Origin of the sequence: Caproiciproducens galactitolivorans, assembly GCF_004768785.1 — a bacterium.
Lineage (GTDB): Bacteria > Bacillota > Clostridia > Oscillospirales > Acutalibacteraceae > Caproiciproducens > Caproiciproducens galactitolivorans.
In genome coordinates this window covers 26608-51759 of the sequence record NZ_SRMQ01000006.1, presented here as the reverse complement: position 1 = coordinate 51759, position 25152 = coordinate 26608, and the positions used below count along the sequence as shown (strand labels likewise).

At 50.7% G+C, this 25152-nt stretch carries 22 protein-coding genes and 1 tRNA gene; 12 read left to right on the top strand and 11 right to left on the bottom strand.

Annotated features, from left to right (window positions below; genetic code table 11):
* Positions 1 to 2: 2 nt before the first annotated feature.
* Positions 3 to 1223 carry an argininosuccinate synthase gene (locus CAGA_RS07640; protein ID WP_135659486.1) on the bottom strand — a complete coding sequence of 407 codons (1221 nt, stop codon included), beginning with the start codon at positions 1221 to 1223 and terminating at the stop codon, positions 3 to 5.
* Between the two features lie 191 nt (positions 1224 to 1414).
* Between CAGA_RS07640 and CAGA_RS07635 the strand changes: the two genes are divergently transcribed.
* A complete protein-coding gene (locus tag CAGA_RS07635; RefSeq protein ID WP_135659484.1) occupies positions 1415 to 1918 on the top strand; it encodes a flavin reductase family protein in 504 nt (167 codons plus the stop codon).
* 22 nt (positions 1919 to 1940) lie between these two features.
* Positions 1941 to 2198 carry a hypothetical protein gene (locus CAGA_RS07630; RefSeq protein ID WP_135659482.1) on the top strand — a complete coding sequence of 86 codons (258 nt, stop codon included), beginning with the start codon at positions 1941 to 1943 and terminating at the stop codon, positions 2196 to 2198.
* Positions 2199 to 2743: 545 nt separating this feature from the next.
* Here the strand turns inward: CAGA_RS07630 and CAGA_RS07625 are convergent.
* The 3 genes from CAGA_RS07625 to CAGA_RS07615 form a co-directional block, all read right to left on the bottom strand.
* Positions 2744 to 2968 (bottom strand): hypothetical protein, encoded by a 225-nt coding sequence (locus CAGA_RS07625; RefSeq protein WP_135659479.1) that lies wholly within the window; start codon positions 2966 to 2968, stop codon positions 2744 to 2746.
* A 197-nt stretch (positions 2969 to 3165) separates the two neighbouring features.
* Positions 3166 to 3672, bottom strand: coding sequence for a hypothetical protein (locus tag CAGA_RS07620; RefSeq protein ID WP_135659476.1), 507 nt, complete (start codon positions 3670 to 3672; stop codon positions 3166 to 3168).
* Between the two features lie 360 nt (positions 3673 to 4032).
* Positions 4033 to 4440 carry a Fur family transcriptional regulator gene (locus CAGA_RS07615; RefSeq protein WP_243112981.1) on the bottom strand — a complete coding sequence of 136 codons (408 nt, stop codon included), beginning with the start codon at positions 4438 to 4440 and terminating at the stop codon, positions 4033 to 4035.
* Positions 4441 to 4608: 168 nt separating this feature from the next.
* On the opposite strand from CAGA_RS07615, the gene CAGA_RS07610 reads away from it, so the two are divergent.
* From CAGA_RS07610 to CAGA_RS07585, 6 genes are read left to right on the top strand one after another with little or no spacing between them, the layout of a single operon-like run.
* Positions 4609 to 5748, top strand: a complete 1140-nt coding sequence (locus tag CAGA_RS07610) for a cysteine desulfurase family protein (RefSeq protein ID WP_135659472.1) — start codon at positions 4609 to 4611, stop codon at positions 5746 to 5748.
* An 11-nt stretch (positions 5749 to 5759) separates the two neighbouring features.
* Positions 5760 to 6956, top strand: a complete 1197-nt coding sequence (gene thiI, locus CAGA_RS07605) for a tRNA uracil 4-sulfurtransferase ThiI (RefSeq protein ID WP_135659470.1) — start codon at positions 5760 to 5762, stop codon at positions 6954 to 6956.
* Complete coding sequence (locus CAGA_RS07600; RefSeq protein WP_135659468.1) at positions 6946 to 8220, top strand: competence/damage-inducible protein A; 1275 nt, start codon at positions 6946 to 6948, stop codon at positions 8218 to 8220. Before thiI ends, CAGA_RS07600 begins: the two co-directional genes overlap by 11 nt.
* 26 nt (positions 8221 to 8246) lie before the next feature.
* The gene (srtB, locus tag CAGA_RS07595; RefSeq protein ID WP_135659466.1) at positions 8247 to 9209 is read left to right on the top strand and encodes a class B sortase; all 963 of its coding nucleotides are present in this window, start codon (positions 8247 to 8249) and stop codon (positions 9207 to 9209) included.
* 19 nt (positions 9210 to 9228) lie between these two features.
* A complete protein-coding gene (locus tag CAGA_RS07590) occupies positions 9229 to 9714 on the top strand; it encodes a hypothetical protein (protein ID WP_135659464.1) in 486 nt (161 codons plus the stop codon).
* Positions 9715 to 9733: 19 nt separating this feature from the next.
* On the top strand, positions 9734 to 11563 hold the full coding sequence (locus CAGA_RS07585) for a serine hydrolase domain-containing protein (protein WP_135659462.1): 1830 nt from the start codon (positions 9734 to 9736) through the stop codon (positions 11561 to 11563).
* 70 nt (positions 11564 to 11633) lie between these two features.
* Here the strand turns inward: CAGA_RS07585 and CAGA_RS07580 are convergent, their stop codons facing one another.
* A complete protein-coding gene (locus CAGA_RS07580; RefSeq protein ID WP_135659460.1) occupies positions 11634 to 13010 on the bottom strand; it encodes a S1C family serine protease in 1377 nt (458 codons plus the stop codon).
* 178 nt (positions 13011 to 13188) lie between these two features.
* On the opposite strand from CAGA_RS07580, the gene CAGA_RS07575 reads away from it, so the two are divergent.
* Complete coding sequence (locus CAGA_RS07575; protein ID WP_135659458.1) at positions 13189 to 13713, top strand: cob(I)yrinic acid a,c-diamide adenosyltransferase; 525 nt, start codon at positions 13189 to 13191, stop codon at positions 13711 to 13713.
* A gap of 95 nt (positions 13714 to 13808) precedes the next feature.
* Here CAGA_RS07575 and nifJ read toward each other — a convergent pair whose 3' ends face one another.
* Positions 13809 to 17372: a pyruvate:ferredoxin (flavodoxin) oxidoreductase gene (gene nifJ / locus CAGA_RS07570; protein ID WP_135659456.1), complete on the bottom strand. Its 3564-nt coding sequence runs from the start codon at positions 17370 to 17372 to the stop codon at positions 13809 to 13811.
* Between the two features lie 334 nt (positions 17373 to 17706).
* On the opposite strand from nifJ, the gene CAGA_RS07565 reads away from it, so the two are divergent.
* The 3 genes from CAGA_RS07565 to CAGA_RS07555 all read left to right on the top strand — a co-directional run bounded on the left by CAGA_RS07565 (position 17707) and on the right by CAGA_RS07555 (position 21186).
* Entirely contained in the window at positions 17707 to 19092 is a 1386-nt protein-coding gene (locus CAGA_RS07565) for a hemolysin family protein (RefSeq protein ID WP_135659454.1), read from the top strand.
* 171 nt (positions 19093 to 19263) lie between these two features.
* Entirely contained in the window at positions 19264 to 19788 is a 525-nt protein-coding gene (locus tag CAGA_RS07560) for a QueT transporter family protein (RefSeq protein ID WP_135659451.1), read from the top strand.
* Between the two features lie 12 nt (positions 19789 to 19800).
* Positions 19801 to 21186, top strand: coding sequence for a TrkH family potassium uptake protein (locus CAGA_RS07555; protein WP_135659449.1), 1386 nt, complete (start codon positions 19801 to 19803; stop codon positions 21184 to 21186).
* A 59-nt stretch (positions 21187 to 21245) separates the two neighbouring features.
* On the opposite strand, the gene CAGA_RS07550 is transcribed toward CAGA_RS07555, so the two are convergent.
* The 5 genes from CAGA_RS07550 to CAGA_RS07530 all read right to left on the bottom strand — a co-directional run bounded on the left by CAGA_RS07550 (position 21246) and on the right by CAGA_RS07530 (position 25141).
* Positions 21246 to 21908 carry a potassium channel family protein gene (locus tag CAGA_RS07550; RefSeq protein ID WP_135659448.1) on the bottom strand — a complete coding sequence of 221 codons (663 nt, stop codon included), beginning with the start codon at positions 21906 to 21908 and terminating at the stop codon, positions 21246 to 21248.
* 17 nt (positions 21909 to 21925) lie between these two features.
* Positions 21926 to 22549 (bottom strand): potassium channel family protein, encoded by a 624-nt coding sequence (locus CAGA_RS07545; RefSeq protein WP_135659446.1) that lies wholly within the window; start codon positions 22547 to 22549, stop codon positions 21926 to 21928.
* Positions 22550 to 22811: 262 nt separating this feature from the next.
* Positions 22812 to 24059 carry a hypothetical protein gene (locus CAGA_RS07540; protein ID WP_135659444.1) on the bottom strand — a complete coding sequence of 416 codons (1248 nt, stop codon included), beginning with the start codon at positions 24057 to 24059 and terminating at the stop codon, positions 22812 to 22814.
* 463 nt (positions 24060 to 24522) lie between these two features.
* Positions 24523 to 24599, bottom strand: a tRNA-Arg gene (locus CAGA_RS07535).
* A gap of 131 nt (positions 24600 to 24730) precedes the next feature.
* The gene (locus tag CAGA_RS07530) at positions 24731 to 25141 is read right to left on the bottom strand and encodes a DUF3842 family protein (protein WP_135659442.1); all 411 of its coding nucleotides are present in this window, start codon (positions 25139 to 25141) and stop codon (positions 24731 to 24733) included.
* Positions 25142 to 25152: the final 11 nt, after the last annotated feature.

Below are 25152 nucleotides of genomic sequence, written 5' to 3'. Positions count from 1 at the left end.
ATTTATTTCTTTTGCTTTTTCATAGCCTGCACCTGAATCGGAAGCCCGAACAGGTTGATGAACCCGGCGGCATCCGCCTGATTGTAAACCTCGTCCTCGCTGAACGTGGCAATATCCTCGTCATACAGCGAATACGGGGAAGATACGCCCGCGTCAATAATATTGCCCTTATACAGCTTGAGCTTCACTTCGCCGGTCACGGTCTGCTGGGTGCTGTCCACAAAAGCGGAGAGCGCCTCGCGCAGAGGGGTGAACCACTGGCCGAAATAAACCAGCTCCGCGAACTTCAGACCCACGCCCTGTTTATAATGGTAGGTGTCCCTGTCAAGGCAGAGCTCCTCCAGCTTGTTGTGCGCGTGATAAAGGATTGCGCCGCCGGGTGTTTCGTAAACGCCGCGGGATTTCATGCCAACAAGCCGATTCTCCACAATATCGGTGATGCCGATTCCGTTTTCACCGCCCAGCTTATTGAGCTGCGCAATCATATCGACCCCGCAGAGCCTGCTGCCGTTGAGCGCGACCGGAATCCCCTTTTCAAAGGTTAGGGTAATATAGGTTGGCTTGTCGGGCGCCTGCTCCGGCGAAACGCCAAGCTCTAAGAATCCCGGTTTGTTGTACTGGGGCTCATTGCTGGGATCTTCCAAATCCAGCCCCTCGTGGGAGAGGTGCCAAAGGTTCTTATCCTTTGAGTAATTCGTTTCCCTTGTAATATTCAGCGGGATATTATGCGCTTGTGCATAGTCGATTTCCTCGTCGCGGGATTTAATGCTCCACTCCCGCCACGGGGCAATAATCTTCATTGTCGGGGCAAACGCCTTAATGGCCAGCTCGAAACGCACCTGGTCGTTACCTTTTCCGGTGCAGCCGTGGCAGATCGCGTCCGCGCCCTCGGCCTCGGCAATTTCCACCAGGCGTTTCCCGATCAGCGGCCGGGCAAACGAGGTGCCGAGCAGGTATTTATTTTCATAAACCGCACCTGCCTTTAAAGTCGGCCAGATATATTCTTCCACAAACGCTTTTTTCAGGTCGGCAATATAAAGCTTGGACGCGCCGGTTTTTTTCGCTTTTTCTTCCAGCCCGGCCAGCTCGGCGCCTTGCCCGACATCCGCGGCAACCGCGATTACCTCGCAGTTGTTATAATTTTCTTTCAGCCATGGTATAATAATGGAGGTATCCAAACCGCCCGAATAAGCGAGAACCACTTTTTTGATATTCGTTTCCATCTTTACGTCCCCCTGTTTATGATGTTGTGTTTTATTATACACTATTTATACGGAATATCAAGCTTTTTCTGCATAAATATTCACTTTATCGCAATTATATAAAATCGGCGCAATATTATTTTCCGCGTTGTATAATATGGCTAAATGTGCTAATATGCAGTATAGAAAATAAGAATTAGGAGGCAGAGATTATGTTTCAGGAAACCGAACTTACCGACTTGAGCTTCAATCCGTTTACAAAAATCGGGGACGAATGGATGCTGATTACCGCCGGAAACAAGGAAAAGTGCAACACGATGACGGCAAGCTGGGGCGGGCTGGGTGTGCTTTGGAATAAGAATGTATCCTTCATTTTTCTGCGCCCGCAGCGCTACACGCTGGAATTCCTTGAAAAAGAGGAGTATTATTCCCTTTGCTTCTTTGATGAAAGCCAGCGCAAAACCCTGAATTACTGCGGTAGCCATTCCGGCCGCGACGTGGACAAAGCGAAGGAAACCGGGCTAACGACCGTTTACGACGGGAGCGTCCCGTATTTTGAGGAAGCCCGCTGCGTTCTCATCTGCCGTAAGCTTTACGGGCAGATGATGGAGCCTTCCTGCTTTACCAACCCTTCCGTCGAACAGAAAAACTATCCGAACAAGGATTACCATAAGATGTTTGTCGGCGAAATCGTGAAGGTTCTGAAAAAAGTCTGACAGAAAAGGAGAAAATAAAAAAATGGAACCGTGGAGCCGGTCGGAAGTTTATGTAGGGTATTCCAACAGTACCTTTCAGGATATCTGTTCGCTTTTTGAGGTTAACAAAATTGCTTATGACTACCATGTGGAAAACCAGTTTTCCGGAATGGGCAGAATGCAGGACCGCATGGCTGTGACGAGGGAAAACCCGGATTTTGAAAATTTATACACTATCTATGTTGCAAAACCGGACTTAAAACAAGCGAAACGGATTCTGGAACAAGCCAATATTCAATAAGGGCTCCCGGCGGCGGAGCTTGATTTCCCAAGCCGCCGGAAACCCGTCCTCTTCCGCCGGAAGGCGCGTTCCCAAACTCCAATTAATACATAAAAGGAAGGCTGCTTTGTCTGAAGCGGCCTTCCTTTATTTGATTTTATAATTATAGACAACAAACAAAGGATTTTGCAACACAATATTTTTTGATTTGATTAATATAGGATAATTACCTATTGACCGATCGTTAAATCCTGCAGCAGTTTTTTATTTTCTTTTTTTAAGTTCAGCATACCAATCAATTTCAATATGCCTTCATAGGTATTATAGCTTTCTTTATCGTCCTTCTCCGGGGAGGTGTAACGAAAAATACGATCGCCTTCGTTTTCTTTCTTATAGAGCGATATATTCACTTCAATTTCATATTTGGGGTCATCCGAATCCAGCCGGAATCCGTAGTAACATATGTAATTAAAGGGAAATCACATATTTGATTTCCCTCTTGAAATAAACTTTACAATCTACAGCCGCCGAGAGATCGGCGGCTGTTTTGTGTGATAAGCAGGCAATTATTCTTCCGGCCTTTTTGGACGGTATTTCCGATCCCCAATCGTGCGAAGCAGCACAGCTATGATGAACACCCCCCAAAATACACTCTTAAGCCACAGCAGTTCCGGAATCAGCAGGATGACCAGGAAAATGAGCAGGAAGAGGAAAAAAATCCGATCAATAAACCGATAAATGTGATAAAAAGGGCTGTTTTCCGGTTGTATGGGAAGATTGTCGCGTTCCATGGCGCCCACCCGATTAATTTCACTATTTACAAACCAGAACCAAAGAAAAACAATTCTGATTTGCCAGTAGTTTCCGGAAATTGAGAAGGCAGCCACAATCAAAACCAAAGATATGAACGGGTAAAGGCGATCTATTAACGGAAATAAAAAGTGCACGAACCGGTTATACGTTTTTTCTATATAGTTCATAATATAAATCAATCCAACTGTCCACTAAAAATCGTAACGGGCGAACCATAGGATTTCTTTGCAACATTAAGGTTATTTGCAAAGAAGCCTGTCTGGAAATAAGCGAAAGTACCGTCGCTATACTTTACCTCGCGGTACTTTTTTGCCATATTGGCTTTTACCCACTGTCCCTGAGAAACAGAACTAGGTATCGCGTAATGCAAACCAACTGCTGAGCAAATTCCACTAGTCACGTCTGTTGCAGTAACTGAAATTACTTCTGCCCAATCAAGGAATGGAGTTACAACTGCGCCCACGGCAGCAAAAAAGGTAACCGTTTCATCCAAAGACATTGCATAATACTTATCGGTGCCACCGAACCACGGCCCATACACCAGACCATCCCGAGCGGCTCCTTCCGCGTTGATACGATCCACTTCTTCCTGAGAAAGAACCTGATTGCCATACTTGAGAATATTTCTCTTCAGTTTGTCAAGTTCCACCTTGGATATATTAGTAGGTAGATCAATCTTCACAGTACCGTTCCTCCGTTGTAGAACAACTTCGTTTTTCGGCTGGGATGTAGTATCCTTCTCTACCGCAAACGCCGTAACAGAAATTGCCAAAGACATCGTCGCTACCAAAACAAAACTAATTAATTTTTTTCGTACAATTCCTCATTTTTTACACTCCTTTTATTTCGTTTATGTATCACACAAATGTTCCTATGCTTAAATGCACATCGGAATCACCCCTTCCCATAAATGGAACCATTTTTTGATTTCATATTATAAAGACAACAAACAAAGGATTTTGCAACACAATATCCCTAAAATTTTGGAAAATAAAAAGAACCGTGGAAAAATCCATGGTTCTTTTTGTATTCTTATGATCTTCTATTTTTCTTTCAGCGGTTTTCTTTTTTTCGCACACTTCGGGCATTTGCCGTAAATCGCTAACGTATGGCCCTCAATTTCATAGCCGGTGTCGCGCGCAAGGCCCTGTTCAATGCCTGTAAGCGGGCATTCCTCGATCTTGATTTTCGCGCTGCATCCGGTACAGATCAGATAATGCCCGTGGTGCTCCTGGGCAATGGAATACCGGACCACGCCGTCGCTCCAGACTTCCTTTTCAATCAACGCGTCCGCCGCGAAGCGTTCCAGATTGCGGTAAACGGTGGAAAGAGCCAGACTCGGGTATTCGTCTTTTAGCGCCGCAAAAATATCTTCCGCGCTTACGGGGTCGCTGCTGTCTTTTAAAACCCGCATAACCGCGCAGCGCTGCTTCGTATTCTTTAATGCCAATCCGCCGCCTCCTTTGACGAAATACTCTTGCGCATGCATAGTTTTCCTGCCATTTTATTATAATACATTCAGACGAAAATGCAATGCGCTTCTCCGTTTTCGTTGCTCAAAGGCATTGCTTGGTGTATAATATGGTAATATCAAAAACAATTTGGAGGGATATCCCAATTGGGTGAAATATATTTGGATAATTCGGCCACTACACAAGTCTGCCGCGAGGCGGCCGCTAAGGCAATGGAGGTCATGACGGAAAACTATGGCAACCCGTCAAGCCTGCATACGAAGGGCTTTCAGGCGGAACGGGAGCTGACCGCGGCAAGGGAGGCCGTCGCCGGGATGCTTGGCGTATTGCCCGAAGAAATCTATTTTACGTCCGGCGGGACGGAAAGCAACAATTTGGCCCTTTTCGGGGCGGCCCACGCGCTAAGGCGGCGCGGCAGCCATATTGTTACGACCGCGATTGAGCATTCCTCGATCATGAACACGATGAAGCAACTGGAAAAGGAAGGCTATTCCGTCACGTATCTGGAGCCGGATAAGGAAGGGCGAATCCGCCCGGAACAGGTTTTCAAGGCCGTAACGCCGAGCACCATTCTAGTTAGCATGATGTATGTGAACAACGAAGTCGGAACGATACTTCCTCTGGAAGCCGTTCCCCAAGCCATTGCGGCGGCGAAAGCACCCGCGCTTTTCCACGCGGATGCGGTACAAGCCTTCGGAAAAATTCCAGTAAAGCCAAAAAAACTGAAAATTGACCTTCTGAGCATCAGCGCGCACAAAATTCACGGACCGAAGGGCGTGGGCGCGCTCTTTCTCCGAAAGGGTGTCCGCATTGAGCCCCGGGCTTTCGGCGGCGGGCAGGAAAAGGACATCCGCCCCGGAACGGAAGCTATGCCGCTGATCGCGGGCTTTGGCGCGGCGGTAAAAGCGCTGCCGGATACTGCGGAGCAATATGCAGCCATGGAGAAGCTCAGCGCATACTGCCGGAAACGCCTGAGCGAAGTCGACGACGTTACGCTGAATTCGCCGCAGGACGCATGCCCTTATATTGTTAATTTTTCCGCCGGTAATGTCCGCGCGGAAACCATGCTGCATTTCCTCTCGAACAAGGGAATTTATGTATCCTCGGGTTCCGCCTGCTCCAAGGGAAAGGAAAGCCGGATTTTAACCGCGATGGGGCTGCCGAAAAGCCGGATTGCTTCCGCGCTGCGAATCAGCTTTTCCCGCTATAACACCGAACAAGATATTGACGGGCTGGTCGACGCGGTAAAAGAAGGTCTGGCCACCCTGACCACAAAACCGATTTAGGAGACGTTTCAATGGATGAAGTTATATTAATAAAACTCGGCGAAATGGTACTGAAGGGGCTGAACCGGAATACGTTTGAAGCCGCCCTTCTGCGCAATATCCGCCGCCGATTGAACCGGCTGGGCGAATTCGATATAAAAGCCGCCCAGTCCACCGTTTATGTTACCCCCAGCAAAGGCGCAGATCTGGACGCCGCTGTGGAAAGAATCGCAAAGGTATTCGGTATCGTTGCCTTTTCACGCGCCTGCGTTGTAAAAAAGGAGATGCCCGCCATACTGGAAGCCGCCGGGGAATATTTAAAATCCGATTTGCTTGCGGCGAAAAGCTTCAAGGTGGAAAGCAAGCGCTCCGATAAGCATTTCCCCCTGAAATCGCCGGAAATCTCTTCCGAAGTCGGCGGATACTTACTGAAGAAATACCCGCATCTTTGCGTAGATGTACATCAGCCTGACCTTATCGTCCGCGTGGAAATCCGGGATTTCGGCGCATATGTTCACGGCCAGCCGCTCAAGGGCGCCGGCGGGATCCCGGTCGGTACCGGAGGAAACGCCGCCATCCTGATCAGCGGCGGCATCGACAGCCCGGTTGCCGCGTGGATGATGGCAAAGCGCGGCCTGGAACTGACCGCCGTCCATTTTGCCAGCCCACCCTACACCAGCGAGCGCGCCGAGCAAAAGGTGATCGACCTGCTCACAAGGGTAAGCGAATACGCCGGGCGGATGAACCTGTTCATCGTACCCTTTGCCAAGGTGCAGGAAGAAATCATGGCGAAATGCCCCGAAGAACTGTTTACCATTATTATGCGCCGCTTCATGATGCGCGTGAGCGAAGAAATTGCCCGCCAGGAAGCCTGCTCCGCGCTGATAACGGGCGAAAGCCTTGGGCAGGTGGCTAGCCAGACGATTCAGGCCATCGCCTGTACCGACGAGGCCGCCAAAATGCCGGTATTCCGCCCGCTGATCGGCATGGACAAGCTGGAAATCATCGAAATCGCGCGCAAAATCCAAACCTTTGACATCTCTATTCAGCCGTTCGAGGACTGCTGTACCGTATTTACGCCGAAGCATCCGCGCACGCGCCCCGAAATTGGGGATATCCTTACGGCCGAACAGGCACTCGACTGTGAAAAACTGATTTACGATTGTGTGCGTAATGTTCGAAAATTGCAAATTGCGCCACACAGGAACGGAGGAATTTATGAACGCTGAAATTATATCCGTCGGCACCGAGCTTCTGCTCGGCCATACCATAAACACCGACGCGTCCTACGTGGCGCGCGAGCTTTCGGCTATCGGCGTCAACCTGCTGTTTGCAAGCACCGTGGGCGACAATATCGACCGTCTGAAGGAAGCGCTGGAAAACGCGTACAGGCGGAGCGACATTGTGATCACGACGGGCGGTCTCGGTCCCACCGGCGACGACCTTACAAAGGAAACCATCGCCAAGTCGGCAGGGAAACCGCTTGTCCTGCACCAGGAAAGCATGGACCGCATCATCGAGTATTTCAAAGGACGGGTGGTCGGCGAATCCCAGAAAAAGCAGGCATATCTGCCGGAGGGCTGCACGGTATTCCCCAACGACTGGGGAACCGCGCCCGGCTGCGGATTTAAAACCGACAGCGGAAAAATCGTCGTCATGCTTCCGGGACCGCCTTCGGAGCTGATCCCGATGCTCAAAAATTACGCGGTTCCATACCTCATGAAGGACTCCAACGCGGTCATTGTCTCAAGAATCGTACGCGTTTTCGGGCTGGGCGAAGGCTATGTCGCCGAACTGATTCCCGACCTGACCGACGGTGCCAACCCCACCGCGGCAACCTATGCCAAGGACGGGGAAATGTTTGTGCGCGTTACTGCGCGCGCGGAAGATGAAACACGTGCCGCCGCGCTGTGTGAGCCGGTCGTGGAGGAGCTGAAAAAGCGCCTTGGCGATTATATCTACGGCATTGACGTGGAAAGCCTGGAAGAAGCCGTTGTTCAGGAACTGAAAAAGCAGCGCCTGACGCTTGCAACCGCGGAGTCCTGCACCGGCGGGCTTTTGTCTAAGCGAATTACCGACAATCCCGGCGCCAGCGAAGTATTCCACATGGGCGTGGTCACTTACGCGAATGATATTAAGACCCTGCTTCTGGACGTTCCGGAGGAAACGTTGAAGCAGTACGGCGCGGTCAGCGAGCAAACCGCCCGCGCCATGGCGGAGGGCGTGCGAAAAAAATCCGGCAGCGACTTCGGCGTGGCGATTACCGGCATTGCCGGACCGGGCGGCGGCACGGCGGAAAAGCCCGTGGGGCTGGTCTATGTTGCGCTGAGCGACAAGGAACACACTTGGGTGCGCAAGATGCCGGGCACCGGCACAGCGAAGGGCCGCTGCTATATCCGCACGCTTGCCGCTTCCAACGCGCTCGACATGGTGCGCCGCCGCCTGAACGGGCTGGGCGGGCTGGAACAAGCCGCCTATACGCTGAAAAAATAATAGAAATTGGAAAGGGGGCAAGGCACATGAACCCGCAGAACGAAGAAAACCGCGCGAACCGGAAGAAGGGCGGAAACAAACTTCTCCTGAACAAAATTGTTTGTATCCTCGCCGGCAGCGTATTTGTGATTTGCGTCCTTTTCCTTGCCTGGAAGCTTTTTGTACAGCCGGCGATGATGGACAGGGAACAACAGGAAATCCAAAAAATATACTATCATAACCCGCAGCCTTCCCCCTCCGGTTCCCCGGCACAAAACAGCGAACAGGTACATAAACTGACATTTGAAGAGCTGCGGAAGGTCAACCCCGCCATTGTGGGCTGGATTAAAGTCCCAAATACGAATATCGACCTTCCGGTTTTACAGGCGGACAAAAAAGACCCGGATTATTATTTGACGCATGATTACCGGAACCGGTATGCTTCCTATGGCAGTATTTATGTTGACGCCCGCTGTTCCGTGGAACAGGGAAAATCGCGCAGCGTCCTGCTGTACGGACATTCCCTCCATTCGGGGCGTATGTTTACGCAGCTTGAAAAATACAAGTCCCTTGATTTTTACAAAAGCACGCCGGTGTTTACCTTCGACACCGCCGAAGCCAAGGCGCAGTGGAAGGTCATCGGGGTTTTCCTTGCAAATACCCTGCCGGAGCAGGGGGTTCCGTTCAATTACCTGAAAACCAACTTTAAAAGTGACAGCGATTTTTTAAACTTCGTTTACCAAATGAGGATTCGTTCGATTTACAATACGGATGTGAGCGTGAACAAAAACGACAGCATCCTTTTACTGTCCACATGTTCCTATGAATTCGATGATTTCCGCGAGGTTGTGGTCGCGCGGAAAGTTCGCGCCGGAGAAAGCGAATCGGTGGACGTTCCGAAGGCATCCTACAATAAAAAAGTAGTCTATCCGGACTGCTGGTACAAAAAGAATGGCGAAAAAAAGCCGGTTTGGCCTGACACCTACGAACAGGCCGTTCGAAAAAGCTGATTACCTGGGGGGATGGAACATGAACGCCGGTATCCTGTATTATCAGGCACACAAAACCATGCACTGTAAAGAGCAAATCCAAAAAACACTTTCCCCTTACGGCATAACCATAGCGGAAACAAAAATATGTATCCGAAAAGAAGATTTGAATTCTTGCATGGCAAAGCTTCTGCATGCGGTTCCGTTTGTCCTTACCGTAAGCAGCACGCCCGGCTACCGGCCCGACTGCGCACCGCTTCTTTTCCATACGCTTCGCATCCCGCTCGACAAAAACGGCGAGCCAAAGGGTGTTTTGCGCCTTCACGGTATTGAGAAAACCGGATACCTGATCGAAAGCATCGATCAGGCCATTGCCGTGCTGCCCGATCTTCCCGAGGAAATCCTTAAAATGCTGCCCGACTCGTTCGAACGGCTTACTTTGAAATTCGGCCTGACCGCTCCCCCGCCGAAAAAAGACCGCGAGCCGTTTGCCGTCCGGCTGGAGAATTCGATGAATCAAGCCTAACATTGGAGGGCTGTTGCCAATGATGGATATACTGTCCCAAATGAAAACTGCCGACCTTGTCGCGAAGTTTGTGCGCGGCGACATGCAGCGTATCACGCCCTATCCCTTTCTTCCCTGCAAGAAGAAGAACGAGCCGAGAACAGGGAATCAGGGCCTGCTTCCCTCCACCCCGGAGGACGAGGGGATCCCCAGCGGATACATCGAGCGCTTCTTTACGGAGCTTGCCTCCTGCGGCCACATCCGGGTACACAGCGTCCTGCTGATGCGGCACGGCAAGGTCATTGCGCAGGGCAGCTTTAAGCCCTATACCACAAGCTATCCGCATATGATGTTTTCCCTTGCGAAAAGCGTCACCGGCATGGCGGTGGGCATTGCGCAGGGCGAAGGGCTTCTTTCTCTTGACGAAAAGGTAATCGACCTTTTCCCCGAAAAAGGAATTCTGCTGCGCAGCCCGCGTATCAACGCAATTACCATTCGGCACCTTTTAAATATGACCAGCGGCATCAAATTCAACGAAGTGGGTTCCTTTGTGGAAAAAGACTGGGTAAAGGCCTTCCTGCTGTCCGACTGCGTTTTTGAGCCGGGCACCCAGTTCCAGTACAACAGTATGAATTCGTATCTGCTCAGCGCCATCGTACGGAAAAAAACGGGGATGGGGCTGGTGGAATACCTGACTCCCCGCCTATTTGAACCACTGGGCATTGAAAATGTGTACTGGGAAACCTGCCCGCTGGGCATTGAAAAGGGTGGCTGGGGGCTGTACCTGCACATTGCGGATATGGCGAAGCTCGGCCAGCTTTATTTGCAGCGCGGGTACTGGAATGTGGGCGGCGAGTGGAAGCAGCTCGTGCCCGAAGAGTGGGTGGAGGAATCCACAAAAGTGCAAACGCCGCCAAGGGAGGGCAAACCGCCCGTCGGCTACGGATACCAAATTTGGAAATTCGGCGTCAGGGACGCGTACCAGTACAACGGCGTTTTCGGGCAGTACGTGACCGTCCTGCCACAGCACGATATGGTGGTCGCCATGACGGGCGGAAGCCAGAATCTGTTTGCCGACGATTCCTGTGAAATCATAAAGAAATATTTCGGGGATGGCGCACAGGAAATCTATGACCATCCCCTGCCGAAGGATATAAAGGCGCTGCGTTCGTTGAAAAGCAGGCTGGAAAACCTGTATGCTGTCCCGGAAAACGCACCGAAACCACAGAAAACGAACCGCTTCGCCGCGTTTTTCCTTCGCTTTCTTCCCCGGAAGGCGGAAACCATTCCCCTGCTCGCGGCGGGAATCAACAACCGGGAATATCGGCTGGGAAACAGCCATGGGACGTTGATGCCCCTCATTTTACAATGCGTCACCAACAATTTTGCCGGCGGAATCATCCGGGTGTATTTCTCGTTTGAACCGAACCTGTGCCGGATAACGCTTTACGACGGCAGCGACAAAAACGTAATCATCGCCGGGCTGGACGGCGTGCCGCGCCGGTGCGACATTACCTCGAACGGCGATGTTTACACCGTGGGCGCAACCGCACGCCTTAACACCGACGAGGACGGCCGTACGGTCCTACAGCTGTACCTGTCCTTTATCGAAACACCTTGCCTACGGGTGATGAAATTCATTTTTTACGGCGAAAAGCTGCTGATCCGCTTTTTTGAGCATCCCGGCGTGGAAGCCTCCGCCAAAATGCTGTTCGGGCTGATCGGCGGAAGCGGAAACACCATTGACAAAATGCTGATTGACGCGCTTTCAAAAGAACGCATGGCCGCCCGTCTGGAAACAATCCTGAAGCCCCGGGCAAAGGGCACCGTTTACGGCGAAGAGAGCTTGCGCGATCGGGTAAGCAAATAAAAACAGCGAAACCTTTCGGTTCCGCTGTTTTGCAAAAGAAGGGAGAATTTATGAAAAAGTTCCTAGTACGTTATTTTCCGGTTGCCTGGGACAGCTTCACTTTGGCGGTAAAGCTTTCCCCTGTCAGGGAATTTGTCACGTTCAACGTAACCGTATCCCCGGGCTTCTTTGTGCTGATCACACTGGTTATCACATTCTGGCTGTTTACATCCTTGCCGTCGATCTTTGTGATTACATCGCCCTTATTAATCCCTGCGGCCGTAACGTTCTGACTGCTCACCGAGCTAACGTACATGCCCACGGGCAGGTTATAGAACCGCGAAGTCATGGAATCGATGAACTTTCCGGAAATCCCCAGCACCGCGCGATCCTTCACGTATCCGTACTGCTTTAAGTCGCTGATAATGGGCTGCGCCTCGTTGACCGGAATCGCAAAGCCAAGCCCTTCGTAGCCGCTCGCCACGATTTTGGATGAGTTGATGCCAACGACCTGGCCGTACATGTTGACCAGCGCACCGCCGGAGTTACCCGGGTTAATTGCCGCGTCGGTCTGGATGCATTTCATGGTATAGCCGGTTTCCGAATTGGTAATTTCACGGTTCAGCGCGGAAACATAGCCTACGGTTACGCTGGAGTTGAACTCCATGCCGCCCGGGTTGCCGATTGCCATAACGGTATCCGCAACCTTTAGGTCATCCGAAGAACCGAACTCCGCCGGCGTAAGGCCCGTGGCATCTATTTTGATTACGGCAAGGTCGGTTACGCTGTCGCTGCCGATCAGCTTCGCCTCGTATTTCGTGCCGTTTGATAAAATCACTTTCAGGGAGGAAGCGCCATCCACAACGTGCGCGTTTGTTATAATATAACCATCGCTCGTTGTAATAATCCCGGAGCCTTCGCTGGCGGGGCTTACCGTGTCATCATCCTCGCTGCTTTTCGTGCCGTTTCTCTCGGTTGTTCCGCCGATTGTATAGCGGGTGCTCTGGGTAATCTGATAATTCTGGATACAGACAACGGAGGGAATGACCTTTTGCGCAATCTGCTGTTTTGTCAGCTCGCCGGCTGTCGCTGTATTGGTCGTGCTGTTCACGACTCTATTTACGGTAAACGCTGGTGCGCTTGTGGAAGTACTGGATGTTCCAAGCTTGATATAGCCATTATTGACCAGCGCTGTAAAGCCTGCAATGGAGCCGACTGAGATCATCATACAGCAGAGGACTCCTGCCACAACTTTTAAAAAGGTTTTCTTCCCACCGAATTTTTTTGTTTTCTGTTCCTGATAAAAAGGCGGTTTTGGCGCGGGCGACTGCCAACTGTAGGATGTCGGCTCCTTCGGTTTACTATAGTGGTAATAATCGCCCTGCCACTGGGTCTGTCCCGAATTGGTGTAGCCCGTATCCCATGTATTCTGATTTGTCCGGTCTTTATCTTCAAACGGATGATACATTGTACCAGCTCCTCTCAAATTGTTCTTAATTGCTTCTATGGTTGTTATTATGCCGTTTCAATGTGAAAACGATGTGACAATTAGTTTATATTTTTATGATTATTTTTCAAAAAATATGTAAAGGCTGTTTGTCCAAAATATGAACATTGCCAGCAAAGAAACGCAAAGGAGGAATCACATGAACGGACTTGTCCATATATACTGCGGCGACGGGAAGGGCAAAACCACCGCGGCGGTCGGCCTTGGGATCCGCGCCTGCGGCAGCGGGAAGCGGGTTTTGATGGTCCAATTTTTAAAAGGAACCACCTCCGGCGAGCTGAACGTGCTCCGGGATCTGAAGGATTTCCATATCCTTCCCTCCCTGGACCGCATAAAATTCACTTTTCAAATGACCAAACAGGAATTGGAGGAAACTGCGGCTCTTTGCGCGGGACAGTTCCACCGCGCGGCTTCCGCCGTTCACGCGGGGGAATATGACGTTTTCATCCTCGACGAGGTCTTCGGTGCCGTCAACTGCGGCCTGCTTGACAAAAGCTTGCTGATCGACCTTATAAAAAACAAGCCCCAAAACCTGGAGCTTGTTCTTACGGGACGCGACCCGGAGCCGGAGGTTCTGGAGCTTGCCGACTATGTTTCGGAAATCCGGAAAATAAAGCATCCCTACGACCGTGGAATTCCCGCACGAAAGGGGATCGAGTTTTAAACTAGTGTCCTTCTTCCTCCTTATTATCTGAAATATGCAAACAAAAAGGGCCCCGCACAGTACACTTGTGCGGGGCCCTTTCAACGGTAAATAGATTATTCCATCTTGGAGAGTTTCACGAGATGCTCGTAATTCTCGGCCGCAATCTTTTCGGCCTTCTGGAACAGAGCCTCTGCGCGCTCTGGGAATGCGCGGGTAAGTGCGTTGTAACGAACTTCACCCATGATGAAGTCACGATAGCTGGCTGTCGGAGCCTTACTGTCGAGCTGGAACGGATTCTTGCCCTGCTCCGCAAGACGAGGATCGTAACGGAAGTTGGTCCAGTAGCCGGCCTCAACCGCCTTCTTCTCCTCAAGCTGAGCAATGCTCATGCCGCCCTTAATACCGTGGTTAATGCACGGTGCATACCCGATAATGAGGGACGGGCCGTTGTAGCTTTCCGCTTCTGTAATCGCCTTGATGCACTGGTTCATATCGGCACCCATAGCAACATGGGCAACATATACGTAGCCGTAGCTCATTGCAATTGCCGGAAGATCCTTCTTCTTTGTTCCCTTACCGGTTGCGGCAAACTGTGCAACGGAACCGATCGGGGTGGACTTGGAAGCCTGTCCGCCCGTATTGGAATACACTTCGGTATCGAAGACGAAGACATTGACATTCTCGCCGGAAGCAAGAACATGGTCAAGGCCGCCGAAGCCGATATCATAAGCCCAACCGTCGCCGCCGAAGATCCACATGGACTTCTTGGCGAGGAAGTCCTTATCCTTCAAGGTCTTCTTCGCAAGCTCGGCAACTTCGTCGCTGCCCTTTGCCGCTTCTTCAAGCTGTGCAATCAGCGCATCGGTAGCCGGGCGGTTTGCGCCGCTGTCCTGTGCGGTTGCAAGGTAGTTCCTGCAAGCTTCTTTCAAGGAAGCGGAAGCATTGTCGGAAGCTTCGATCTTCTCAACATATTCCGCAAGTCTGCCTCGGATTGCGTTCTGAGCGAGCGCCATGCCGTAGCCAAACTCTGCGTTGTCTTCAAACAGGGAGTTGTTCCACGCGGGACCGAATCCCTTCTTGTTAACGGTGTAAGGAGTTGCCGGTGCGGAAGCGCCCCAGATGGAGGAGCAGCCCGTTGCGTTGGCAATATACATTCTGTCGCCGAAGAGCTGGGTGATCAGCTTTGCGTAAGGAGTTTCACCGCAGCCCGCACATGCGCCGGAGAACTCAAGCAACGGCTGTTTGAACTGGCTGCCCTTTACAGTTGTCTCCTTGAACTTTTGTGCAACTTCCGGTTTCTCGCTGAGCGTAAGACCGTAGTTGAAGCCCTCCTGGCTTGCAGTCTGGGAATCGATCGGCTTCATAACGAGCGCCTTGTTGCCCTTTGTTCCCGGGCAGACGCTTGCGCAGGAGCCGCAGCCCGTGCAGTCGAAGGTGGAAACCGTGATACCGAACTTCATGCCGGGGATGCCGGTCATGTCCTTGTACTTCTGGCTCTTCGGTGCCGCGTCGGCTTCGGCCTGTGTCATTGCGACAGGGCGGATAACGGAATGCGGGCAAACATAAGAGCAGAAGTTACACTGGATGCAGTTTTCCGGAATCCATTCCGGAACGTCGATTGCGATGCCGCGCTTCTCATAAGCAGCCGAGCCGGACGGAACCGTACCGTCAGCCATTTTGAGGAACGCGGAAACAGGAAGCTGGTTGCCCTTGTATTTATTCGCAGGATTCATGATGTTGTTTACATACTCAACTGTTTCCTTCCTGCCTTCGGTAACCTTCTTTTCCTCTGTGCCGTCGGTGCAGTTCTTCCAGGATTCCGGAACCTGTACCTTAACAAAGTCGGTTGCGCCGCGCTCAATTGCAGCGTAGTTCATCTCGACAACCTTCTGGCCCTTCTTAGCATAAGAATGCAGAGCCGCATCCTTCATGTACTGAATAGCCTTATCGGAAGGAATAATGTTTGCAATCTTAAAGAAAGCGGACTGGAGGATGGTGTTGATGCGGCCGCCCAGACCGATTTCCTTACCAAGCTTAATACCGTCGATGGTGTAGAAGTTGATATCGTTTTCCGCGATATATCTCTTCATTTTCGCCGGCAGCCTCTTGTCCAGTTCTTCGAGATCCCACTGGCAGTTCAAAAGGAAGCTGCCGCCCTTCTTCAGATCCTGAACCATATCGTACTCATATACGTAGGAAGGCTTATGGCAGGCAACGAAGTCCGCTTGGCTGATATAGTAGGTGGACTTGATCGGCTTGTCCCCAAAGCGCAGGTGGGAAACGGTCAAGCCGCCGGATTTCTTAGAATCATAGGCGAAGTAACCCTGTGCATACATATCCGTATGGTCGCCAATAATCTTAATGGAGTTCTTGTTTGCACCAACGGTGCCGTCGGCGCCAAGGCCCCAGAATTTGCAGGAATGTGTGCCTTTCGGAGTGGTATCTGGATTTTCCTTAACTTCGAGGGAAAGATGCGTAACGTCATCGACAATGCCGATTGTGAAGCGCTTCTTCGGCGTGTCGCTTTCCATGTTGCGGTATACGGCAACAAGCTGACCCGGGGTTGTATCCTTGGAGCCAAGGCCGTAACGACCGGTGTAAACCGGAACAGTACCGAATTCGGTGCCGCTAAGGGCTGCGAGAACGTCCAGATACAGAGGCTCGCCAATGGAACCCGGCTCTCTAGTTCTGTCGAGTACGGAAATCTTCTTAACAGTCTTCGGTAAAACATCAAGCAGATATTTTGCAACAAAAGGCCTGTACAGTCTTACTTTCACAAGTCCGACCTTGTCACCCGCCGCGTTCAGGTAATCAACAACCTCTTCCCCTGTTTCACAGACAGAACCCATGGCAATGATAACCCTCTCCGCATCCGGAGCACCGTAGTAGTTGAACGGCTTGTAATCGCTGCCGATCTTTGCATTGATCTTGTTCATATAGTCCACAACGACTTCCGGCAGTTTATTGTACTGCTCGTTTCCTGCCTCGCTTGCCTGGAAGAACATATCGTCGTTCTGGGCCGTACCGCGGATTACCGGGTGCTCTGGGTTCATTGCATGGCGGCGGAAGGCTTCAACGGCGTCCCAGTCAAGGAGCTCGCCCAAATCGGCGTAATCCCACATGTGGATTTTCTGAACCTCGTGAGAGGTGCGGAAACCATCAAAGAAATGCAGGAAAGGCACACGGCCTTTAATTGCAGAAAGGTGGGCAACTGCACCCAGATCCATTACTTCCTGCGGGCTGTTAGAGCAAAGCATTGCATAACCGGTCTGGCGGCATGCATAAACGTCGGAATGATCGCCAAAAATGCAAAGAGCATGGGTTGACAGGGAACGTGCGGAGCAGTGGATAACGCTCGGCAGGAATTCGCCCGCCATCTTATACATGTTGGGGATCATCAGAAGAAGACCCTGGGAAGCGGTATAGGTTGTTGTCAGCGCACCGGCCGCAAGCGAACCGTGCACAGCGCCAGCCGCACCGGCTTCGGACTGCATTTCGGTAACCTTAACTTCTCTACCGAAAAGATTTTTTCTGCCGGCCGCCGCATACTTATCTGTTTCGTCAGCCATAACAGAAGACGGGGTGATCGGGTAGATGGCTGCAACATCCGTAAATGCGTACGAAACGTGCGCGGCGGCGTTGTTGCCATCCATAGTTTTCATCTTTCTTGAATCCATTTCTTTTTATTTTCCTCCTTTAAGGATAATCTATTTACCACGGTACAGGCCAAATACGCGTACCTTGTCTAAATTTTATCATCTTTCTTAGGATATGTAAAGAATATTTCCTTAAAACCCGGTAGAATTTACATCCTCTTAAATAAGTTTACGAAAATCTACTGTTTTGGGGGCGCTGGCACCCCTGTAAAGCGGCTTTCAGCAGCCACGTCGTTGTGGCTTTGGCATGCTCGCGCGCACAGGGCGCAAGCCCTTTTCCGGCTGATTGACATTTCCACTAAAAATACGATAGAATAAATGTTAAATAATTTCATTTCTGAAAGGGGAAAACTGAATGTCTCCTGAACCTGACGGCTCTTTTTTTCATTTTTTAAGCGTACTTCCTGCTGCTGTGGAGCAGCAGCCAAGCCCGTTTGTTTCCATCCTGATTTTGCTTTTGCTGATTTTAACCAACGCGTTTTTTTCCGCGAGCGAAATCGCCGTCATCACTTTAAATGATAATAAGATCCGGAAAATGGCGGAGGATGGAAATAAAAAAGCCGCCCAAATTATGAAGCTGACGGAAAACTCCAGCCGCTTTCTCGCCACGATTCAGGTCGGCGTTACGCTGAGCGGCTTCTTAAGCTCCGCTTCCGCTTCCCAAAGCTTTGCCGGGAACCTTGCGGACGCTCTTTCATTCCTGCCCGCTTCCCAAAGCCTTATTTACGGAGTATCCACCGTACTGATCACCTTGCTCCTCTCATATTTCTCGCTGGTTTTGGGTGAATTGGTCCCGAAAAAAATCGCCATGCAGCGCGCGGAACAGCTTTCCTTCCGGTTCGTCGGAATCCTGCAGGGCACCTCAACGGTGTTTAAACCGTTTATCGCCTTCTTATCTTTTTCAACCAACGTGGTTTTAAAGCTGCTTGGCGTTGACCCCAACGCTTCCGAGCAGACCGTCACCGAGGAAGAAATCCTGATGATGGTGGACGCCGGCGAGGAACGGGGCGTGATTGGCGAAACCGCCAAGGACATGATTTCCAATATTTTCGATTTCAGCGATATTACGGCAAGCGAGGTCATGACGCACCGCACCGAGGTGGATGCGGTCGAGGACACCGCCACGATCCAGGATGTAGTGAAGCTGTCTATGGAAAAGGGACATTCCCGTATCCCGGTTTACCATGAGGATCTGGACGAAGTGCTCGGCGTCATCTATGTGAAGGATCTGCTCCAGTTTGTCGGCAGCCCGCTGGAGCCGGATATAAAAATCACCGACCTGATGCGCCCGGCCTATTTTGTGCCGGAAAGCAAGCACTGCAGCCAGCTTTTCGCCGAGATGACCGAGAACCGGACGCAAATTGCGATTATCGTGGACGAATACGGCGGTACCGAAGGTATCGTCACCATGGAGGATATGCTGGAATCGATTGTTGGCAACATTCAGGATGAATATGACCACGAGGAAGAGGAAATACATAAAGTGGATGAAAATAAATTCACCGTTGACGGTGGCACTTCCATTTATGAAATTTCCGACCTGGTCGGTGTGGAACTGCCGGAGGGCGACTACGACACCATCGCGGGTCTTGTGGTGGAAATGCTTGGCCGAATCCCCAAGCCGGGCGAACACCCTTGCGTACAGATCGAAAATCTGATGCTCACGGTTCAAGAGGTTGAAGAACGCAGAATCTCCAAGATTTTGATTGAAAAACTGCCGGAACCGGAGCAAACCGGATAAAACAACGCAAAAGAATAGAAATACAACCGGAATGCCGGGGTATTCAATCAAAATGGATACCGATTCCGGTTGCTTTTTTATTATATTTGTAGTATTGTAATGTATTGTCGGTAACGGCACGGTCAGTCGCAACATCCTGACCTTAAACAAAACTACGGAGGCTCAGAAAACATGAGAAAAAATGCACAGCACTTACAGTATTTGGTGCAGGGTGCAATGATCGCCGCGATTTACACGGTGCTGACCTTGCTGGCAGCGATGGCGAACCTTGCTTACGGCCCTGTCCAATTCCGTTTTTCCGAAGCACTTACCCTTTTGCCGGTATTTACCCCGGCAGCTATTCCCGGGCTTGCGGTCGGATGCCTGCTTTCAAACATCTGGAGCGGGTACGGCGCGGTCGACATGATATTTGGCACAATGGCCACCCTTTTGGCGGCCATTGCAACCCGCCAATTGCGGAATGTCCGCGTGAAAAACATACCCTTTCTGGCGCCGCTGCCCCCCGTCCTGTTTAACGCGGTGGTCATCGGGTTGGAAATTGCGGTGTTTTCCCCCAAGGGCTTATCTTGGGCAGGCTTTTGGAGCGCCGCGCTTACCGTTGGCGCGGGAGAACTGGTAATATGCTTTTTTCTGGGGCTGCCTTTGGTGGCTGCCCTGCAAAAGATTGGGGAAAAAAGAAAAATATTTTTGTCTTGAGGTGTTTCTTTTATGGGAGAAGAAGCGTTCCGGGTAAAAAGGCGGTTGAAAAATGTTCCGCCGGTTAGGCTGATTGTCGTCAGCTTCGCCGTTGTAATTCTGGCGGGCGCATTTTTGCTTACCCTGCCCGCCGTATCAAGAAGCGGACTGCCCACATCGTTTGTAGACGCGTTGTTTACGGCAACCTCCGCAACCTGCGTCACGGGGCTGATCGCCTTCGACACCTGGACTCACTGGAACCTGCTGGGTCAGGTGATTATCCTTTTGCTGATCCAGATCGGTGGCCTGGGGGTCATTACGCTGACCACCGGTTTTTCGCTTTTGCTGCATCGGAAGCTCGGCCTGCGCGATCTGCAGCTTGCGACGGAGAATACAAGCGGGGACACAATCAATATTACTCATCTGGTGAAAATGATCCTGATTTTCACCTTCCTTTGCGAATCGGCTGGCTCACTCCTGATGATGTTGCGATTTGTACCGCAGTTCGGTTCCAAGGGAATATGGATCGCCGTATTCACTTCTGTTTCCGCCTACTGCAACGCGGGCTTCGATATTCTCGGATTCGTCATGAAGGATGGCAGCCTGATTCCCTATGTGAGCGACCCGCTGATCTGCCTAACGGTGGAAGCGCTGATCATAATCGGCGGGATTGGGTTCATTGTCGTAGCCGATATTTATTACTCCCGTATATTAAAAAGAATACATAAAAAAAAGCCGGAACACCTGAATTTCCATTCCACTATTGCTTTAAGCATGAGCGCCTTTCTGATTGTTCTAGGCGCCGTGCTATTTTTCTTATGCGAAAATAACAACACTCTAAAAGGCATGGATTTCGGCACGAAGCTGAACGCTTCGCTGTTCCAGTCGGTCAGCCCGCGCACAGCCGGCTTCTGTACTGTTGACATCGCCAAAGAGCATGATTTTACAAAAATCCTCACGGTAATCCTGATGTTTATCGGCGCTTCCCCTGCCGGAACCGGCGGCGGCATTAAAACCACCACCTTTGTGGTTCTTCTGGCAACTGTCGTCAGCGTGATGAAAGGGAACGAGGAAGCGACGATTTTAAAAAGAAGGCTGGACAAGCTTACGGTTTACCGTTCGCTTGCGATTGTTTTCAGCGCGGCATTGCTCGTCCTGATTACCACCGGGATCATTCTGTCTGCCGATCAGGATATCAGCGGCATCGACGCCCTGTTCGAAGCAACCTCCGGATTCGGTACGGTTGGGCTTACTGCGGGTGTTACGCAAACGCTAAGCTGGGTTTCGAAGCTTGCCGTAACGTTTACAATGTACGTTGGGCGCGTCGGTCCCGTTTCGCTCGGACTTGCACTGACACTACAGAAGGGGCATCATGCGAACGGCTCCATCCTTCCGGAAGGCAAAGTGATCGTTGGTTAATCCCTACAATTAAATATACAAAATCCCACCGCAAAACGGTGGGATTTTTTTGCTTTCTTCTAAGCCGTGGCTCCCAGAATCTTCATGAGCTCTTTCTGGCTGTCGCCCATGCAGACGGCGACAATTTCGTCCCCGGCGCGGATTTTCGTCAAACCATTCGGAATCATCGTGTCTTCCCCCCGCACAATGGAAACGATCAGCGACCCCTCTGGCAGTATTATATCCTTCAGCGCTGTACCGTTTAGAGAGGTGTTGTCTGAAAGCGTAATGGAGCAAATGCTGGCTTTCCCCTTATTCAGCGTTGCAAGCAGATGCATCCCCGACACATTTACCTCCTGCTCGATTAAACTGGTAATTATTTCCGTACTGCTTACGACGATGCTCGTACCCAGCGTTCGGAGCGCCTCCAGATTACGTGGGTCGTTTGCCCTTGCAATGACCTTTTTCGCTTTGAATTCGATTCGCGCAAGCTGGGAAGCCACCAGATTATCCTGATCGCTGCCCGTCACCGCGATAAAGCAGTCCGCGTTTCTGGTTCCGGCGGCGTCTAGCGCTTCAATTTCGGTGCCGTCGCCGCAGATTACCTCTGCGTCCAGTTCATTCGCAAGGCGCATACATTTCGCCTTGTCCTTTTCAATTAGTTTAACGGTATATTTTCTATCCAACATATTGCCGGCTATTTGATGGCCAAGCTTTCCTCCGCCTACAATTATAATCTTCATAATTTCCTCACCCTAATTCAATCCACTACCTTAGCGAAAATGACCTGATCGCCCTCAGCAAGCATCATACTCTTTCCAACCGTGTAAAGCTCCATCTCCCCACTCGTGCGCAACACGCCAAAGATGGTTTCTCCCCCGTCCATCGGCACAGACTCCACAACCGCACCGTCATGCGCTTTATCTACGGCACGGCAGTGAAAGGTAACCGTTGCCGTTTCAAACGATAGATTTTTGGGGCTTAAGGGCTGTGTCAGCGCGGTAAACATCGCGTCACCCGCCAGCTTTGTGGGACAGACGGTTTTCAGCCCGAACCGCTTGAATACATTTTCGCGCGCCGGGTCGGAAATCCGCGCGACCACATTTTTCACACCGAAAAATTCGCGGACAATCTGTGACACGGTTATGTTCAGATTATCGTCCGGTGTGACAACCGCTACTGCGTCGCAATTTTGCACTCCCGCGTTCTGCAGCACCTGCATATCCATCGGCATGCCGGTGATTGTTAGCCCGCTGAAATCTTCACTTAAGTTCCGGAATGCGTCAGGATTGGAATCCACCACGGCAACGTCGTGTCCATGCTCATCCAAAATCTCTGCCAGACGTGTTCCCAGCCTTCCGCATCCTACAACAAGAACATTCACAATATCGCTCCTTTGCTGCATACGAATTGTCTATAATCAGCCATTATACTCCGGCAGCAGATTAAAGTCCATGGTATTTACAAAAATTCATGATAATAACGCTTAATCTCCCAAAGTTCCCGGGAATTCGTCCGATTTCTATTGTATAAAAAAGAAAGCACCGCCCGGGACAGCACGAGGGGATCTTTTCCACCAGCCATGGAACAGCGCCTTGCAATTCAGGCAGGATTCCGCCAGATGGTCATTCCAACTCCGGACCAATCTAAGCCTCGCATCGAAGATCCTCCAGAACCCTTTCCCAGACCTCTTTCGTCTTCTGGAACTGATCGTAATGCTTCCGGACGTTTGCGTCATACCGGTCCAGTTCCTTCCGGATTTTCACAAAGTCGTCCTTTCCGAAATATTTGCTCACCTTCGGGAGCGTTTCGCCAAGCGCGGAGCGCATCTCCGTGATCCGCCTCCCGTAATCCTCCCTCTGTGTAATATACAGCAACAGGGGCTTGTATCGAACCCAGCCGACGCAGCAGTTGTAAAACCGGTCGATCACTTTCCCGGAATCCGGAAGGATTGGTTTTAACTTGATCGGCAGTACGCCATCCATTAAATGCTTATAAGTTGAAAAACCGTCGTGGAAGGTGTAGCAGGGAACGCGAAGAACCTTGCTGCCTGTCAGACATGTGCTCAAAAAGGTATCTTCCCCCCGCGCGCCCGGCGGGTTGTAAAACGGGTAAATCTGTTTTTGCCCGGTCAGGCGAATGCAAAGATTGCTGCCGGAAATAAACTTCGTGCAGTTGGTTTCCGGCACCTCCTGTGCCCGATCCGCCGTTATGATTCCGGGGTCGGCATAGGTTACCCCGCCGTTTTTCATAAGGGAATGAATGGTGTCCCAGCGAATAATATCATTGCTCAGCGCCTCAATGAATTGCTTGAAATCTTCTTTTTTCAACGTATCATTAAATGCAATCTGCGGAATGGGGGAAATGTATCCGCAGTGGTACCCATTGGTAATATCCGCGTCTTTTATGTATTCCAAATGCGTTTTCAGCACGTGCTGACCGCCCCATACCGCGGTGGAACGCGTATTGGTCACCGCAATGGGATATTCGTCGTCATCCAGGAAAAGAAGGTAGTCCATTCCTTTTTTCAATGCGGTGTAAAGCACCGCGTTGCGTTTCCCGGCATACCCGCTCCCAAACAGCAAATGAACCTCCTTTTCGCTTAGTATGCCCCTGCGAATCATTTCATCGGTTTCTTTTTTGATAAACTCGGCGTCCGCAAAATAAATATCGCCAACTAAATCTCTTAATTCGTTTTGGATATTTGTAAAGTCTGTTTTCTTCGCGTTTGCAAAACGCAGGTCGTATGCGACGATCGGATGAATTTCCATGCTTTCATTCTGGGCCAGTCCGCATTCCTCGTGCCAGTTATAAATATAGGTTTTCAGCACCTTTTGAAAGTGCCTGCGCCCCGTTGCAAAACCGACACCTATTTTGATTCTTTTCGTATTCAAACAATTGCTCCTTCCTGCATTCACTTATATTTCTATAAATTAATTATAACATATTTTCATGTTTTTTGCAAAAAGTTCGCAATTGCAACCGTCGAAGAAGCCACCTATGATTACTGACTAACGGTAGGATTTTTGCCCACCCTCCCGGCCATGAATGCGGGCATTTCGTGTTGCATTTTTTACTGTATTTTTGTGTTTTAAGCAATATAATAGTCCGATATAAAACACTCTGAAAACGTGGAAAACCCGCATGAATACTGAAAAAAATCAGCGTTCATGCGGGTTTAGCATTTGGTCTGCCGGAGGGATTCGAAGGCGGTGCAATCCCCAGCCCGCGTTCCGCGAGTACCTCCAATAAATTCAGAAAAAACAAGAAAGTGCTTCCCAAAACTTGCGCCAGGGGGTTCTCACCCTGTCGGCTCGAACTAAAAAACAGGACGGGGCAAAAGCCACATCCTGTTTTTGGCCCGCCCGGAGGGATTCGAACCCCCGGCCTTCAGAATCGGAATCTGCTGCGATATCCAGCTTCGCCACGGGCGGATATTTAGCTTTACTATTATAACACAATCCTTTGAGAAGTCAACACAGCAATCATAAAAGGAGTGGAAACACAGCCATGCTCCTGAAGAACCGCTTCGCCCACCGGCTTTCATCTGCGTATCAAAGATTCATTACTGGCTGATCAGTTTTTTGATCATTTCAACCGTCTGCTCTATGTATTTCGCCATGGGCCTATCCTCCGTTCCGGCAATATGCACACGGCAGGTGGAAACCGGAACCAACACCTTCTGCGCCATGCTTGCGGAAACGGCGCACGCCATTTTCGGGGATATTTCGCCCAGCATGGCATTTGCCAGAAGAATGCCGATCGGGCCGGTAATAATATCGGCGTGGGAACAATTGAAAATCACCGCGTTTTCCCCGGTCGCGCCAGCGTCCGCACCCGCTTTCAGCATTGCAGAGGTGGCAAGAGAATTGGTTCCGACCGCAATCACCTTAACGCTTGGAATTTCCGCCTTCAGCTTTTCCACCAAACTTCGGCCCATCCCGCCGCCCTGACCGTCGATTACAACCACTCTCATTCTTTTCCTCC